Below are 15,966 nucleotides of genomic sequence, written 5' to 3'. Positions count from 1 at the left end.
GGATTACGCGGTGCGGGCAGACAGGTCGAGGTGCTCGCCGCCATCGGCGACGTCAACGTGCACGGTATCGCCGTCCACGATGTCACCGGCCAAGAGCTTCTTGGCCAGCTGGTCACCGATGGCCTGCTGGATCAGGCGGCGCAGCGGGCGGGCACCGTAGGCCGGGTCGTAGCCACGCTCCGCTAGCCACAGCTTGGCGGCATCGGACACGTTTAGCGTCAGGCGGCGGCCGGACAGGCGCTCGGCCAAGCCCTTGAGCTGGATGTCCACGATGCCGGTGAGCAAATCCGAAGTCAGCGGCTCAAACATCACGACATCATCGAGACGGTTGATGAACTCCGGCTTGAAGCTGCGCTTGACCGCCTCCATGACCTCTTCCTTGGTGCCGCCGGCACCCAGGTTCGAGGTCAGGATAATGACCGTGTTGCGGAAGTCCACGGTACGGCCCTGGCCATCGGTCAGGCGGCCTTCATCGAGCACCTGGAGCAGCACGTCGAAGACGTCCGGGTGGGCCTTCTCGACTTCGTCGAAAAGCACCAGCGTGTACGGGCGGCGTCGCACCGCCTCGGTGAGCTGGCCGCCGGCGTCGTAGCCAACGTATCCCGGAGGGGCACCGACGAGGCGGGCCACGGAGTGCTTCTCACCGAACTCGGACATGTCGATGCGGACCATGGCGGATTCATCGTCAAAGAGGAAGTCCGCCAAAGCCTTCGCCAGCTCCGTCTTACCCACGCCGGTCGGGCCGAGGAAGAGGAAGGAACCGGTCGGGCGGTTGGGATCAGCCACACCGGCACGCGCGCGACGAACGGCGTCGGACACCGCGGTGACGGCCTCCTTCTGGCCCACCACGCGCTCACCCAGCACGGACTCCATGTTGAGCAGCTTCTCGGTCTCACCCTGCAGCATCTTGCCGGCCGGGATGCCTGTCCAAGCGGAGACGACCTCCGCGATGGTATCCGGAGTGACCTCCTCAGTGAGCATGGTGTTGTGCTGCTGCTTCGCCTTCTCCTCAGCAGCGGCCAGCTCCTTCTCCAGCGGCGGCATCTTGCCGTAATTGATCTCGGAGGCCAGGGCTAGGTCACCATCGCGCTCCGCAATCTCGGCCTGGCGGCGCAGATCCTCCAGCTGTTCCTTGATGGTCTGCACGTCATCGATGGCCTTCTTCTCATTGGCCCAGCGGGCCTTGAGCTCGCCGAGCTTCTCACGCTCATCCGCCAGCTCCTGCTGAAGGGCTGCCAGGCGGTCCTTCGAGGCGGCGTCCGATTCCTTCTTTAGAGCCAGCTCCTCAATCTCGAGACGGCGGACGATACGCTCCAGCTCATCGATCTCCTGCGGGGAGGAGTCAATCTCCATGCGCAGGCGAGAGCCGGCCTCATCGACCAAGTCGATGGCCTTATCCGGCAGGAAGCGGTTGGTGATGTAGCGGTGCGAGAGCTCCGCGGCAGAGACCAGGGCTGAGTCCTGAATGCGCACGCCGTGGTGCACCTCGTAGCGCTCCTTGAGTCCACGGAGGATACCGATGGTGTCCTCCACGGAAGGCTCAGCGGCGTAGACCTGCTGGAAGCGGCGCTCCAGGGCGGCGTCCTTCTCGATGTACTTGCGGTACTCGTCGAGGGTGGTAGCACCGACCAGGCGGAGCTCCCCGCGGGCCAGCATGGGCTTAATCATGTTGCCGGCATCCATAGAGCCCTCACCGGTGGCACCGGCGCCGACGATGGTGTGCAGCTCATCGATGAAGGTGATGATCTGCCCATCGGAAGCCTTAATCTCATCGAGGACGGCCTTGAGGCGCTCCTCGAACTCGCCGCGATACTTCGCGCCGGCGACCATGGAGCCGAGATCCAGACTCAGCAGCGTCTTGCCTTTGAGGGATTCCGGTACGTCACCGGCCACGATGCGGCGGGCCAGGCCCTCCACGATGGCGGTCTTACCCACGCCGGGCTCACCGATGAGCACCGGGTTATTCTTCGTGCGACGGCTAAGCACCTGCACGACGCGACGGATTTCCTGATCGCGGCCGATGACCGGGTCGATCTTTCCCTCGCGGGCGCGGGCGGTTAAGTCAGTGGCGTACTTCTCCAGTGCCTGGAACTGCTCCTCGGGGTTCTCCGAAGTCACCTTGGCCGCGCCGCGCACGGAGGGGAAAGCGCCCTTGAGCGCGTCATAGGTGGCACCGCGGGAGGTCAGCAGCTCGGCGGCATCCGACTTGGAACCCGCAATAGCTGCGAGCAGAACCTCGGTGGAGACGAACTCATCACCGAGCTCGCCGGCCAGCTCCTGGGCACGGGTCAAGACGTTGAGGGCGTCGCGGTTAAAGTTCGGGTTCGCCATGTTGGCGCCCTCGGCCTTTGGGAGGGCGTCGATAAGCTGGCGCGCCTCTTTGAGCACCGTCTCCGGATCCACACCGGTGGCCTTGAGCACCGGGGCGGCAATGCCGTCCTTCTGCTCAAGGATGGCTGCTAAGAGGTGTGCCGGGCGGATGTCCGGGTTACCGTTGGCGGAGGCCGTCTGCAGCGCTTGCTGCAGGGCCTCCTGAGTTTTAGTGGTGGGGTTAAAAGAACTCATTGTTGTGTTTCTCCGTTTCTACTGTTTGTCCAAACCTTCCCGCGGCTTTCAGTAGCGAAGGAAGCTTCACTGTCTATAACGCCACAGAACTTGAGTCTGTTCCACTCAACTAGAACTTTTTTAAATTTCCGCGTCTACGCCAGGTTGATCGGCACACGCTCAAGTTTTCTTTTCCCTCTGTAATGGCGTGCCTATATTGGCACACCGCCTATCCTGGCACGCCGTGGGCACAAGAAAACCGGCCCCTCTGCCCTGCTGGATTCAGCAGAACGGAAGAGCCGGTGTTTATCTACGTTTATCTACGATTAAACGGGCTAGACAGTCTGCGGCTGCTTGCCGGGAAGATCGTAGGCAAAGGTTGCTAGGACCACGCCCGTCACGAGGTAATAGATGGACCACTTTTCCTCGAGGTCGATACCACGGAACTCACCCATAGAAGCCAGGTGGCACATGCCGTCAGCACCGGCCCATAGGGTGAAGTTCTTGACATAAACCAGGCGATCCTCCGGTTCGTACCCGGCCTCCCGCAGCGCTTCGCGGACAAAACGCATCAACAACGCGAAGGACACACCCATCTTGGTCTGTTCCTCGCCATCCGCACTCAGCGGCACCACGGACCCAGAGGCAGCGGCGATGCAGGCGCTATAACGTTCGGGGTAGGTCACCGCGTAATCGAAGTAGGCCACCGCTACGCACAGGAGCTTGTCGACGGCCGATGCATCCTCCGGCAGCTGCTCCAAGAGGTAGAGGCTGCGGGTTTCAAGCTCACAGTCGGTTTCCCGATCCACGGATTCACGCAGCACGAAGTCATTGTCCACCAGCGAGGCAATGAAGACATCGGAGACGTCGAAATACTCGGCCACGTTCTCAATGGTTACGGACTGCAGGCCCTCGCGTGCAGCCAGCTGGATGGCACGTTCCATCACGGCCATGCGTGCGCGCTCTGCGGAAAGCTCCTGCAGGTCCTCAATCGCGGAGATATCCAGGGAGATGTCACGGTCCGGAACAAAACCGGCGAGCATCGCGCGGTAATCCTGCATCGGATTGCGCAGGTTCGGCATTTCTAGCGACTCCGCCGCCTTGAACAGGGTTCCGATGAGCGCCTTGCATACCTCGCGCAGGTTGAAGCGCCGCACCACCGAGTGTTGGTGCCGCAGTACGCCGAGAACACTGAGATGCGCCATGCCATGAACAGTGGCCAAGGTAGCAACGCTGAGCTTTGCCACCGATTCAAAACACACATCGCTTCCAACCTGGATTTTTTCCTCCGTCGCGATGAGCGCGATGGTTTCATAGATCAGGTCCAAGGTCCGGTTACAGGACAAATTACCCTGTAAGAGAGCCTGCCATTCGTCCTCGAAGACATAGGCCTTCTTTTCAAAGAGGTAGCGGAACAGCTCCGGCTCACGCTCGGCGTACTCGTAATAGGCCTCAGTAAAATTTGTCAGTTTGGTAAAAAGATCGGCGTAGCCTGAGGCCGCATCGAGCGTTTCCTCAAGAAACTTGACCTTGCGGTCAGTCACATATTCGGGGATCGCCCGCACGATGGCCTCGCGGTCAGGAAACTCCGCAAGCACCTGAGCAGCACTAAGCTCCGCCAGCTTGGCCACGGATTCGACGGAGATGGCCTCATCCCCCTCCGCAGCTCCGATATGAAGCGCAGACTCAAGCACACGCTCACGAAGTGAGTCTTCATAAAGAAAATGCATACAGCTTCCTAAGTTTGCGCTCACATAGAGGAAGAAAGGTAGACACTGGGCGAGCGCGACGCTAATAACTTCTTAATTTTACCCCTATTCTCGGTTAAACAGCAATGCGCCTAGGCAGCTGCCTCTCACCAGACAAGTAGCACCCCACCAACAAAGAAACCCCCAAGCCACAGCCTGGGGGATTGCGCGCGAAGGGCTTTAGCGTCTACTTCGATGAGCCGACGTGCCCGATGCCTTCCTTGAAGATGGTGCCGCGCGGCGGCATCATTCCGGTGAATTTGAACACGAGGTAGATGACCACCGCGATGCCCAGGGAGATCCAGCCAAAGCCAGCGGTGAAGCCGTACATGACGGCCAGCGGCGCGATGATGGTCCAGGAAATCTCGAAGGGGCCAAAGCCGATGTAGGCCATGCCGTACTCCGACAGCGTGCCGGACTTGAGCTTGGGGTCCACGATCTTGAGGATCGCAATGCCGGTAGCCACGGTGGCCGTGGCCCAGCCCCAGCCGAAGATGCCGCGCTCAATCCAGCGCTCACCGAAGAACTCGGCGGGGAACCACATCAGGAAGAAGATGCAGTAGATGGTGCCCAGGACGAAGAGCAGCAGGAGGGCCTGCCAGTAGGCTGCGACAGCTGCCGGCACGATGGCCGCCACGCCAAAGGCAATGAGGTAGTCAGTCGCCGCACCGGAGACCGAGCTCACCGTGTCCTTATCCAGGTAGTCCTTAGCACCCACCATGTTCATCACGGCACGGAAGAGCAGGCCCACGACCATGGACATGGCAAACAGCGGGATGGAGACGTTCTCCCAGATGGAGGCGATGCCCTTGTTAATGCCGTAGGCGGTCATCACGGTCAGGGCGATGAAGCCAACGTGGAGGGTGATGGGCTCGATGGCGGAAGGGTTCGTCGTCGCGCGGCCCAGCGAGGGGCGATCCTCCAGGCGCGAGATGTAACCGCGGCGCAGCTCCTCCGGGAGCTGCTTCGGAACGTGCGAAACCTTGCCCTTGCGGATGCCCCAGTTACCCGCAATGATGCCGCCGACGATGGCGGCCAAGGTACCCACGGTAGCGGAAGTAAAGCCCAGCGAGGAGGCTGCCTCAGCGCCCACACCCTCCAAGGCACCGCCGACGGCCGCGGCGGTACCGAAACCGCCGGTAAAGCCAACGGGCAGCATCATGCCGAACCAGTCGGGCGTGTCGAAAGTAGGCTTAAACAGCAAGAGGCCAAGGATGATGAACAGGCCCCACTGGCCGGTGAACATCATGGTGGAATAGCCCCACATGTTGCGAGCGCCCTTGCCCATGTTGCCGCCCATCTCCATGGAGAAGGCCATAGAAGCAAAGACCACGGCGATGAGCAGCGAAGTGTAATCACCGAGGTTCTCGGAAAAACCGATCCACCCCAAGACATTGGGCCCCAAGATCAAGCCGAGCAGGCCGGCGGTGATGGGGGCAGGCAGCAGCAAGTCCTGGAATACGAACTTGATCTGGTGGCGCAAAACGTTGCCGATAACCATGAGCAAGGAAATCCAGCCCACGTCGGTCATGATTGTGTACGCAGAGAAATCTTCCATGCGAGATCTTCCTTCCATGCCGCGCATCGCGGCATCCTTGAGACGAGACTCACCCACTTTCGGGAAATGAACCGTAGATTACACTACAACTCCCTCCCCGCTTTGCCACCCCTGACGTATAACCCTAGGGGGTTTTGGCGCTACCCCCAGGCGCTAGGATGGGCGGGCATGAGGGAACTGGGTGAGCACCTGCGCAACCATGCCGAGGACTATCGCGATGCAGTACACAGGCACTTTTTTGCCACCGTGGCCGAATCCCGCCAAGTCTTTGCCCTGTCGATGAAGGACACGCACCCCTCACTGGCCCCCGCGCTGGCGTGGGTGCTGGAGAATGTGGAGGACGGTGGGGTTCGGGGGGACGTCGCCAAGCGCCTAGCGCAGATGGGGCGCGATCATCGCCGCCACGGTTTCCCCCCTGAGGTGTATCCCAAATTCGAGGCTTCCCTGGTGCAGGGGCTTACGGTGCTGGGGCTGACGCCGCACCAGCACGACGTGGCAACGCGCACCATTTCCAGCGTGTGTTCAATCATGCGCAGCGCCGCCCAGGAGGCGGATGCCGCCGGCACTCCCCCTGCTCACAGCGCCCAGGTCGTGGCGGTGGACAAGCCTAACCGGAACACCGCTGTGGTCCGTCTGGAATCCGGCATGGCGCTGGACTACCGCGCGGGCCAGCACGTACCGGTGACCTCGCAGCTCACGCCCGGTACCTGGCGCCCCCTGACCCCGGCTGCGCCGTCCGATGATTCGGGGCAGCTGACATTCCACCTTGCGCTGGCGGGTGAGGCCTCCTCCATGCTGGCGAAGGCCCAGCCGGGCGATTGGTGGACGCTGGGCATGCCCGCCGGTGAGCCACCGCAGCTCGATTCCGAGACCACTCTCATTTCCTTCGGCACCGGGTGGGCAGGCGCCCGGGCGCTGCTTCTCGACGCCCTGGGGAGCACCCTCCCCTCCGGGCTCGAGGTCTATGCCGTGGCCCCCTCGCCGGGCGAGCACTATGAAACGGAGTTTCAGGCCAACCTGCAGGCCCTGGTTCCGGAGCTCACTCTGCGGCACATCGTTCGGGATTCGCAGGATCCCTGGCTGCTCGGAGCACGGCCGCTGGCCGCCGGGTTCAACCCAGTGGTGGCCAATGAACCGATGGAACCGGTGCTCGCGGCGGGAACGGACCGCCGCTTCGTGCTCATCGGTCCTGCCGATCGCATCGAACTAGCGCGCGCGGCGCTGCTCGACGGTGGCGTTTCGGAGGAGGCAATCATCACGGATAGCTGGCAGCGTGGCCACGAGTGGGCGGCCTCCGCCGCGGAGCTTGACGGGTGGGGCGATGACTGGGAGGCCTGGGCGGCATGGAAGAAGTCCCAGTGGGCCTAAGCGCTAAAGCGCTTAGGCGTGCACACGGAGCTTAGTCGTGCACTGCTTAGTCGTGCACACGGAGCTTAGGCGTCCAGAATGGGGAGGGACTCACGAACCTTCGCCACGGTGTCTGGGTCCACCTCGCCGTAGAGGATCTCCGGCTCATAGCCCACCTCCGCGAGGCGCGTGCCATCCGGCGCCACGAGGACGGAGTGCCCGATGCCAGTGGGCCCGGAGGCCTCCCCCGCCTTCGCCTCCCCACCGGGGCGAGCCTGACCCGCAGCCAAGATATACGTCGTGGAATCGAGCGCGCGCGCCGCGCTGAGCAGGCGCCACTGCTCCAGCTTGCCAGGGCCATCCGCCCAGCTGGTGGGCACGACGATGAGCTGGGCTCCCTGGCGGGCAAGCTCCTTAAACTGCTCGGGGAAGCGGATGTCATAGCAGGTGGCGACACCTACGGTAAGCTCCCCGGCGTCGAAGACAACAAGTGACCCACCGGGCCGGACGGTATCGGATTCCTTGTACTTGAAGGCGTCGTAAGTGTGGATCTTTTCGTAGCCGCCGAAGACGCCCGGCCCCGCGATGAGCGTGACGTTGGCCACGCGGTTAATGGTCTTCTCTCCCCGTTGGACGGTATCCGCCGGGGCGAACATTCCCAGCACCACGTACACGCCGAGTTCTTCTGCCAGCGCGCGCACGGCGGTGGCGGTGGGGCCATCGAGACCCTCCGCGTGCGTATCGAGGCGCCCGGAATCAAAGCTCTGGGTGGTAGCTTCCGGCAGGACGATAAGTTGCGCGCCGTTGTCCGCGGCTTCCCGAATCTTGTCGAGGGCTGCGGCGAGGTTGTCCTCAACGTCTCCGGTACTGGTCAATTGAACTGCTGCTACCTTCATGCGGCCCACGGTAGACGAGCCCGGACTAGTTATCCACAGATTTCGCGGATCGCGACGGCCGCCCTTTACGGCAATAGGAGAGCTGGCGCAGTCTCGATGCTATGAACCACCTCGACATTGACCGGGCTGCCCGCGAGCAGATCCGCTACCTCTTCGGCCATGCCTGCCCCGCCGCGTTTCCGTCCTTGCAGGATCCTCCCCGTACCGCCCGCGCCCTTGCGCTCCTCAGCGCCCAATGGGAGGACGCCCGGCGGGCCAGCGAAGAAGCTCGGCGGACGCAATTGGAAGAGCTTGACCGCTTCGTGGGGTTAACCCACGGTCTTGATGCAGAGCTTTCCTCCCGTTTGGAAGGAACGCAATGAGCGCGGCCGAGGCGCTTCGTTTGGAAGCTTTAGGGATGGAACGAAACGCATCTGAGCTGGCACGTTATATAGATGAGTCGCACCATCATTGGGTAGGTCTAGCGCTTTCTGGCGCTGCAGCCGATGCCGCGCGGCGCTCTCTGCACCGCGCCAGCGACAGCCTGGTGGATCCCGTGCAGCAGATGCGCCTTGCCGCGCACATCCTGAGCCTCTACGCGCCGCTGCAGGAGAGAATTGAACAGCTGCGCGCACGCGCTGTGCGGCTGGCTTCGGCCCCCGCTTTTACAGAACCCGCCAGCGTGGCGCTGGGGCAGTTGGACGCGCTTGCCGACGTCCTCGATTGGGCCTGCGCCCGCCAACTCACTGCCCTGTGCACTCCGGAGCTTGCCCAACCACCCAGCCGCTTGGAGGATTTCGGCGACCTCTCACTGACCGAGTTGCACGAGCTCCAGCTGACCATGGCCAGCGAGGAGGTCCGCTCCCTGGCCGCGGCTAACCCGGATGTCACCGTGCTCGAGGCCAGCCCTGGGCGGCTGGTGGCGCTCGTGGACCCAGAGAACATCGGCACACAGGCCGCCCAGGTCAGCACGTTTGTGGGCGGGGTAGGTTCTTCCGATACAGCAAGCTGGCCCACTGCGATGGAGCGCGCACGCGCCATCGCCCGCGCCACCCATGGGCCTACGGTGGCGTGGATTGGCTACTCCGCCCCGCCCACATTGTCCCGCGCGGCGCACGAAGACCCGGCGCGCCGCGGGGCCGCCGAGCTAGGCCGCTTCCAACGCGCCTTGCGGCAGCGCTTTCCTCGGGCTCAGCACATCCTCATCGGCTATTCCTATGGCTCGGTGGTTGTAGGTAAGGCCGCGCAACAGGACTATGTTGCGGATGACGTCGTGCTCGTCGGCAGCCCAGGTGCCTCGGCGGATAGAGCGTCGCAATTGCACGGCCGTGTCTGGAGCGCGCGAAACACCGAGGATCCCATCGCGATTACCACCGGTCCGCATGGTGGCATCCATGGCCCCGATCCCACCTCCCCTGCCTTCGGTGCAACACCTCTGCCAGGTGCTAGCGGGCGTCCGGGCGATCATGGCACCTATTGGAAAGACCCCGCATTCCTGCGGGGTCTGGGCATCATCGCACGACGCTATTAGTAGGCAGCCACGTGGGGTTGCTGCCTTTTAGAAGAGGCCGGCGTGCTCCTCAGAGTAGGACACCAGCATGTTCTTCGTCTCCTGGTAGTGGGACAGCATCATGAGGTGGTTCTCGCGTCCGATGCCAGACTCCTTGTAGCCGCCGAAGGCGCTGTGCGCCGGGTAGACGTGGTAGTTATTCACCCACACGCGGCCGGCCTGGATTTCTCGCCCGGCGCGGTAGCAGGTGTTCTGGTGGCGCGACCACACACCGGCGCCAAGGCCAAAGTTGGTGTCGTTGGCTATCTGGATGGCTTCCTCGACGTCCTTGAACGTGGCCACGGAGAGCACCGGTCCGAAGATTTCCTCGCGGAAGATGCGCATGTCATTGGTGCCGCGGAAGACGGTCGGCTCAATGTAGTAGCCGTTTTCCAGGCCCTCCACCTTGTTCACGTGGCCGCCGACGAGAGTTTCCGCACCCTCCTTCGGGCCCACCTCAAGGTATTCGGTGATCTTGTCCATCTGTTCCTGGGAGGCCTGCGCGCCCATCATCGTTTCGGTATCGAGCGGGTGGCCAATCTTGATTTTCTTTACGCGCTCCACCGCCAGTTCTAGGAATTTGTCCGCGATGTCTTCGTGGATCAATGCGCGGGACGGGCAGGTGCAGACCTCGCCTTGGTTGAGGGCGAACATGACAAAGCCCTCCACGCACTTCTCCAGGTAGGCATCGTCCTTGTCCATGATGTCCGCGAAGAAGATAGACGGTGACTTGCCGCCGAGCTCCAGCGTGACGGGGATGACCTTGTCCGCAGCAGCCTTGTTGATGATCTTGCCCACCGGGGTGGAGCCGGTAAAGGCGATTTTGGCGATGCGCTCCGAGGTGGACAGAGCCACGCCAGCTTCTTCGCCGACGCCGTTGACGATGTTGAGCACGCCCTTCGGCAGGAGGTCCTCAATAATCTCAATGAGCAGCAGAATCGATGCCGGGGTTTGCTCAGCCGGCTTCATCACGATGGTGTTACCTGCGGCCAGCGCCGGTGCAATCTTCCACGCCGCCATCAGCAGCGGGAAGTTCCACGGGATAATCTGCCCCACCACCCCAGCGGCTCGTGAAAGTGATAAGCCACGGTGTCCTGGTCGATCTGGGACAGGCGGCCCTCCTGTGCGCGGATGGCGCCGGCGAAGTAGCGGAAGTGATCAACAGCCAACGGGATATCGGCGGCGAGGGTCTCGCGCACAGCCTTGCCGTTCTCCCAGGTTTCCGCGACGGCGATCTTCTCCAGGTTTTCCTCGATGCGGTCCGCGATGCGATGCAGCAGGAGCGCGCGCTCCGCCGGGGTGGTCTTGCCGAAAGTCTCGAAAGCCTTCTCCGCGGCATCGATGGCCAAGTTGATGTCTGCTTCCTTACCTCGGGCCACCTGGCAGAAAACCTCACCGGTCACCGGGGTGATGTTGTCCATGTACTCACCATCGACCGGCGGTACCCACTCGCCGCCGATGTAGTTGTCATAGCGCTCGCGGAAGTTGACAATGGCGTCAGGGGTGCCTGGGTTTGCGTACAAAGTCATGTGCCTAGTGCCTTTCTCGTGGATTCAGTACCGTCACGGTGGCCGCCCACACAATCGCATCTACAAGTGGCAGGCAGCACAACGCTGGACGCGAGTGTAGCGATAAGTATTGCCAAACTCACGTTTTCAATGAGGAAAGCTTTGAGGCCGTTGCCTAAAGGCGCCTTGCTGCCAAAGTTCGAAGGCCCAGCGCAATTTTGAACAAGAACTTTGTCAACAAGGGCACCTTGCGCGCGAAGAGCACGCGGCCTCAGGCCGAGCAGGGCTGGCTGGGCCCCAAAACAGGAGAACCCCCTCCCACAAGGGAGGGGGAAGTGCCTAGCTGTCGCGGCGTCGGTTGCGACGCGGCTTCCACATCACCACGGATGTCGAACGCGGTACGTGGACCAGCTCGCCGCGCGATGGCCGCACCTGGCTGCGCAAGCGCTCAACTTCGGCCTGCAACTCATCACGCTCGGCGGCGAGGCGGTCACGCTCCGCGGTCAGCTCGATGATGGACTTGATACCAGCCAAGTTCACACCATCATCCTGCGAGAGCGTCTGGATCTTGCGCAAAAGCTCGATATCGCTCTCGGAATAGCGGCGCCCACCGCCGGAGGTGCGGGCCGGGGAGACCAACCCCATCCGGTCATACGTGCGCAGGGTTTGAGCATGCATGCCAGACAGTTCCGCAGCCACGGAGATGACGTACATCGCCTTGGGCTGCGCCGCATCGCTTCGGTTCATCCTGTCTTTGCTCATCACGCACCTCCTCCTAGCGGGCTACCGTGTTGCCGGCCCAGCCGGCGCGCGGATCGAAGCCCGAGTCCTTCTCCGCCTGCGCGTAATTGCGCAGCGCCGAGGAGGCAGCAGCATCCAGGGTGGAGGGCACCGTAACTTGTACGGTCACCATGAGGTCACCGGCCTTGCCGCCGCGCTTGGCCACACCGCGGCCCTTCACTCGCAACGTGCGGCCGTCGGGAGTGCCCGCCGGTACCTTCACGCGCACGGGTGAATCGAGGGTCGGCACCGTAATGGTGTCGCCCAAGGCCAGCTCCGCGAAGGAGACGGGGACGGTGACGTGCAGGTCATCGCCCTCCCGGGTGAAGACCTTGTCGGGCTTTACCGTGACCGCCACGAAGAGGTCACCAGACGGCGTGCCATTCGGGCCCGCTTCGCCCTGACCAGCAAGGCGTACCTTCTGGCCATCGATCACGCCTGCGGGGATGCGCACCGTGATGGAGCGGGTGCGGTGCACCGTTCCGGAACCGGAACAATCAGCGCACGGATCCTCGGCGCGCTGGCCGGTGCCGTCACAGTCCGTGCACGGCGCCGAGAAACCGAAGGTACCGCGCTGCTCAGAGGTGAAACCGGTGCCATTGCACGTCGAGCACGTCGACAGCTTGCCACTCTTCGAACCGGAGCCATGGCACGTGGTGCAGGGAGCTTCGCCGCTGAGCTGCAGCGGAATGGTAGTTCCCTTCGCCGCCTCGCGGAAGTCGAGGGTTATTTGTGTTTCGACGTCGGCCCCCCGCGACGGCCGAGCTGTGTGGCCAGCACCACCGCCGCGGTTGAAAACGCCACCGAAGATATCCCCAAGACCGCCGCCTTGAGACGCTCCTCGAGCGGATCCTCCGAAGATGTCCGAGATGTCGAATTCTTGCGCACCCGGTCCACCCATGTGCGTGGATCGAAACCCGCCGGGAAACCCGGCGCCTCCTCTCCGTCCAAAGCCACCGCCGCGCATCATGGCCTTGAACTGGTCATAGTCCTTGCGGGTCGCTTTATCTGAGAGCACGTCATAGGCCTCAGCCACCTGCTTGAATTTCTCCGCCGCCGCGGGGTTATCCGGGTTGGCATCGGGGTGGTTCTGGCGGGCCAGCTTGCGGTAAGCGTGCTTAATCTCTTCGGCGGTAGCGGATGAGGAGACCCCCAGATCCGCGTAATAATCCTTGTCTGCCCATTCTGGCTTAGCGTTCACTGGGCATCTCCTCCTTTCAGGAGAGTCGATTCATGGTTGGGTTTTTAAGATTTTTTGCTAAGTAAAAAAGCTAACTAAGTAGTGAAAAGAAGAGTGGCGCCAAGGAACATTGAGCCCTGACGCCACCTGCAATACCTATTCTGCGTTGTCCGAGCTATCCGGACTCTCAGCGGTATCGGCTGACTCTGCAGGGTCGGCGATAATCACCATGGCGGTGCGCACAACGCGCTCCCCCACCGTGTAGCCGCGGCGCAGAACCGTGCCGATGACCTGCTCGTCACCGGTGGACAAGTCCTGGACCGCTTCGTGCACCTCGGGGTCGAAGGCATCGCCCTCGGCGCCGAACGGGGTCAGCTGGTTCTTGGTCAGCACGCCCGTGAGCTTGTCCGCGATGGCCTTGAGCGGGCCCTCGTTGAGGTCACCGTGCTGGCGAGCGAGCTCCATGTCATCAAGGATTGGCAGGAAGTCTGCCAAGACCTTGGCCTTGGTGGTCTCGATCACGGCCTGGCGGTCGCGCTCGGTGCGGCGGCGGTAGTTGGTGTACTCCGCGTTGAGGCGCTGCAGGTCCTCGGTGCGCTCAGCGAGCTGAGCTTCCAAGGAGTTTTCCGCAACGGTCTCCTCACCCGCGGCCGCTTCATCGGTGATGTCGCGGGCGGCGTCCTCTACCGCGGCCTCTGCCTCAGCGGTGTTCGCCGTGGCGTCATCCACGGCACCGTCGGCAGAAGCGGCCTCGGCGGCGGCAGCCTCCGCAGCCTCAGCGGAGGTTGCCTCAGGGTCGGTATTGGCCGGGTTGCCCGGGTCCTGAGGGGAGGTCATGGTTTACTTCTCCTTGTTCTCGTCGTCCTCGTCGACAACCTCGGCGTCGACGACGTTCGGGTCACCAGCGGCGTCGCCAGCAGCGGCACCCTCGGCGCCCGCCTCAGCAGCCTGTGCCTCGTACAGGGCCTTGCCCAGCTCCTGGGACTCGGTGCCGAGCTTCTCGACGGCCGACTTAATCGCCTCGATGTCATCGCCCTTCAGCGCCTCATCGACGGCATCGGCAGCCTCGGTCACGCGGTTCTTCAAGTCCTCCGGCAGCTTGTCGGAGTTCTCATCCATGAACTTGCGGGTCTGGTAGGAGGTGGACTCGGCCTGGTTGCGGGTCTCCTGCTCCTCGCGGCGCTTCTTGTCTTCCTCGGCGTGTGCCTCGGCGTCCTTGACCATGCGGTCGATCTCTTCCTGGGACAGGCCGGAACCATCCTGAATCTTGATGGTGTTCTCCTTGCCGGTGGCCTTGTCCTTAGCGGAGACGGAGACGATGCCGTTGGCGTCGATGTCGAAGGTGACCTCGATCTGCGGCACGCCACGCGGTGCCGGGGCAATGCCGCCGAGCTCGAAGGAGCCGAGCAGCTTGTTGGCGGAAGCCATCTCGCGCTCGCCCTGGTAGACCTGAATCTGCACGGAAGGCTGGTTGTCATCAGCCGTGGTGAAGGTTTCGGACTTCTTGGTCGGGATGGTGGTGTTGCGCTCGATGAGCTTGGTCATCACGCCACCCTTGGTCTCGATGCCGAGGGAGAGCGGGGTGACGTCGAGAAGCAGCACGTCCTTAACCTCACCGCGCAGCACGCCTGCCTGGAGAGCAGCGCCGACTGCCACGACCTCATCCGGGTTAACGCCCTTGTTCGGGTCCTTGCCGGTCATCTCCTTGACCAGGTCGGACACGGCCGGCATACGGGTGGAACCACCGACGAGGACCACGTGGTCAACCTGGGACAGGGACAGGCCAGCATCCTTGATGACCTGGTTGAACGGCTCCTTGGTGCGGTCCAGCAGATCCTGGGTGATCTTCTGGAACTCGGTGCGGGACAGGGTCTCATCCAAGAAGAGCGGGTTCTTCTCGGAGTCCACCGTGATGTACGGCAGGTTGATGTTGGCGGACTGGGAGGAGCACAGCTCAATCTTGGCCTTCTCAGCAGCCTCACGCAGACGCTGGACAGCGCGCTTATCCTTGGTCAGGTCAACGCCCTGGGAAGCCTTGAACTTATCGACGAGCCAGTCGACAATGCGCTGGTCCCAGTCGTCACCACCGAGCTGGTTGTCACCAGCGGTAGCCATGACCTCAACAACGCCGTCACCGATCTCCAGCAGGGAGACGTCGAAGGTACCGCCACCGAGGTCGAAGACCAGGATGGTCTGCTCCTGCTCGCCCTTCTCCAGGCCATAAGCCAGCGCGGCGGCAGTCGGCTCGTTAACGATACGCAGGACGTTGAGGCCTGCAATCTGGCCGGCCTCCTTGGTGGCCTGGCGCTGGGAATCCTCGAAGTAAGCCGGGACGGTAATGACGGCGTCGGTAACGTCCTCACCCAGGTAAGCCTCGGCGTCGCGCTTCAGCTTCATGAGCGTGCGGGCCGAAATCTCTTGCGGGGTGTACTTCTTGTCATCGATATCGATGGTCCAGTCGGTGCCGATGTGGCGCTTGACGGAGCGAATGGTGCGGTCAACATTGGTGACCGCCTGGTTCTTGGCGGACTGGCCAACGAGAATTTCGCCGTTCTTGGCAAAAGCCACGACGGACGGGGTGGTGCGGGAACCCTCGGAGTTAGCGATAACGGTTGCCTCGCCACCTTCCAGCACGGATACAACCGAGTTGGTGGTACCAAGGTCAATTCCTACTGCGCGTCCCATAATCTTTTCTCCTTGCGTGTTGGGGTTTGTTTTAAGTTGATAGTGCGCGACTCAACTTCTGCCGCGTCCAGTCAGCGACTCTAACAGAAGCGACACTCAAAGTCATCCAAACCTGAGCGCCGGTCACTCAACCTACACAACGCAGGCAAACTCAAAGTTGTTCCCGATCGACTCAACTTTTTTATTTATCGC

11 protein-coding genes and 1 pseudogene are annotated in these 15,966 nt (G+C 62.4%); 3 read left to right on the top strand and 9 right to left on the bottom strand.

Annotated features, from left to right (window positions below):
* Positions 1-3: 3 nt before the first annotated feature.
* From clpB to HMPREF2698_RS04325, 3 genes are all read right to left on the bottom strand, one after another.
* Complete coding sequence (clpB, locus tag HMPREF2698_RS04335) at positions 4-2,565, bottom strand: ATP-dependent chaperone ClpB (RefSeq protein ID WP_070562387.1); 2,562 nt, start codon at positions 2,563-2,565, stop codon at positions 4-6.
* A gap of 314 nt (positions 2,566-2,879) precedes the next feature.
* Positions 2,880-4,274: a TetR/AcrR family transcriptional regulator gene (locus HMPREF2698_RS04330; RefSeq protein WP_070562385.1), complete on the bottom strand. Its 1,395-nt coding sequence runs from the start codon at positions 4,272-4,274 to the stop codon at positions 2,880-2,882.
* A 205-nt stretch (positions 4,275-4,479) separates the two neighbouring features.
* Positions 4,480-5,850, bottom strand: a complete 1,371-nt coding sequence (locus HMPREF2698_RS04325; RefSeq protein ID WP_070562383.1) for a sodium/glutamate symporter — start codon at positions 5,848-5,850, stop codon at positions 4,480-4,482.
* 168 nt (positions 5,851-6,018) lie between these two features.
* Here HMPREF2698_RS04325 and HMPREF2698_RS04320 point away from each other — a divergent pair, with 168 nt between their 5' ends.
* Positions 6,019-7,218, top strand: a complete 1,200-nt coding sequence (locus HMPREF2698_RS04320; protein WP_070562380.1) for an FAD-binding oxidoreductase — start codon at positions 6,019-6,021, stop codon at positions 7,216-7,218.
* A gap of 65 nt (positions 7,219-7,283) precedes the next feature.
* Here HMPREF2698_RS04320 and HMPREF2698_RS04315 read toward each other — a convergent pair whose 3' ends face one another.
* Positions 7,284-8,093: a carbon-nitrogen hydrolase family protein gene (locus HMPREF2698_RS04315; RefSeq protein WP_070562378.1), complete on the bottom strand. Its 810-nt coding sequence runs from the start codon at positions 8,091-8,093 to the stop codon at positions 7,284-7,286.
* 101 nt (positions 8,094-8,194) lie between these two features.
* Between HMPREF2698_RS04315 and HMPREF2698_RS04310 the strand changes: the two genes are divergently transcribed.
* Together HMPREF2698_RS04310 and HMPREF2698_RS04305 are read left to right on the top strand one after the other, a co-directional pair.
* Complete coding sequence (locus tag HMPREF2698_RS04310) at positions 8,195-8,455, top strand: hypothetical protein (protein WP_070562375.1); 261 nt, start codon at positions 8,195-8,197, stop codon at positions 8,453-8,455.
* A gap of 35 nt (positions 8,456-8,490) precedes the next feature.
* Complete coding sequence (locus HMPREF2698_RS04305; protein ID WP_246819432.1) at positions 8,491-9,603, top strand: alpha/beta hydrolase; 1,113 nt, start codon at positions 8,491-8,493, stop codon at positions 9,601-9,603.
* 27 nt (positions 9,604-9,630) lie between these two features.
* Here the strand turns inward: HMPREF2698_RS04305 and HMPREF2698_RS04300 are convergent.
* The 5 genes and pseudogenes from HMPREF2698_RS04300 to dnaK all read right to left on the bottom strand — a co-directional run bounded on the left by HMPREF2698_RS04300 (position 9,631) and on the right by dnaK (position 15,774).
* Positions 9,631-11,042, bottom strand: a pseudogene (locus HMPREF2698_RS04300) (aldehyde dehydrogenase family protein).
* A gap of 426 nt (positions 11,043-11,468) precedes the next feature.
* The gene (locus tag HMPREF2698_RS04295; RefSeq protein WP_070523924.1) at positions 11,469-11,891 is read right to left on the bottom strand and encodes a heat shock protein transcriptional repressor HspR; all 423 of its coding nucleotides are present in this window, start codon (positions 11,889-11,891) and stop codon (positions 11,469-11,471) included.
* Between the two features lie 13 nt (positions 11,892-11,904).
* Positions 11,905-13,110, bottom strand: a complete 1,206-nt coding sequence (gene dnaJ, locus HMPREF2698_RS04290) for a molecular chaperone DnaJ (RefSeq protein WP_070562369.1) — start codon at positions 13,108-13,110, stop codon at positions 11,905-11,907.
* A 135-nt stretch (positions 13,111-13,245) separates the two neighbouring features.
* Positions 13,246-13,926 (bottom strand): nucleotide exchange factor GrpE, encoded by a 681-nt coding sequence (gene grpE, locus HMPREF2698_RS04285; RefSeq protein ID WP_070532063.1) that lies wholly within the window; start codon positions 13,924-13,926, stop codon positions 13,246-13,248.
* 3 nt (positions 13,927-13,929) lie between these two features.
* Entirely contained in the window at positions 13,930-15,774 is a 1,845-nt protein-coding gene (dnaK, locus tag HMPREF2698_RS04280; protein ID WP_070562367.1) for a molecular chaperone DnaK, read from the bottom strand.
* Positions 15,775-15,966 lie beyond the last annotated feature (192 nt).

The sequence above is a fragment of the Corynebacterium sp. HMSC072A02 genome (assembly GCF_001810085.1).
In the GTDB taxonomy this organism is placed as follows: Bacteria; Actinomycetota; Actinomycetes; order Mycobacteriales; family Mycobacteriaceae; genus Corynebacterium; species Corynebacterium hesseae.
Note: the sequence above shows the minus strand (reverse complement) of the source record. Positions and strands in the feature narration are given on the sequence as shown.